The sequence below is a fragment of the Stenotrophomonas sp. SrG genome (assembly GCF_050031795.1).
In the GTDB taxonomy this organism is placed as follows: Bacteria; Pseudomonadota; Gammaproteobacteria; order Xanthomonadales; family Xanthomonadaceae; genus Stenotrophomonas; species Stenotrophomonas rhizophila_A.
In genome coordinates this window covers 1-233 of the sequence record NZ_JBNBBE010001536.1, presented here as the reverse complement: position 1 = coordinate 233, position 233 = coordinate 1, and the positions used below count along the sequence as shown (strand labels likewise).

At 65.7% G+C, this 233-nt stretch carries 1 pseudogene; it reads left to right on the top strand.

Features of this window, described 5'->3' with window-relative positions:
* Nucleotides 1-182, top strand: a pseudogene (locus ACQG3P_RS24530) (RNA polymerase factor sigma-54); the annotation flags it as partial.
* Between the last annotated feature and the right edge of the window lie 51 nt (nucleotides 183-233).

The following is a 233-nucleotide window of genomic DNA, read 5'->3' as shown; positions in this document are numbered from 1 at the left end:
CCGCCATCCCGGCCCTGATCCGGCGCCTGAGCGACGACGAGAACCCGCGCAAGCCGCTGTCTGACGCCAAGCTGGCGGACCTGCTCAAGACCGCGGGAATACCGGTGGCGCGCCGCACCGTGGCGAAGGATCGGGAAGCCATGAACATTTCCGCCTCGCACGAACGAGAACGCATCGCCTGACGCTCACACGCCTGCCGGCAAGGAGCATTGGCTCATCCGAACAAAGGAGAA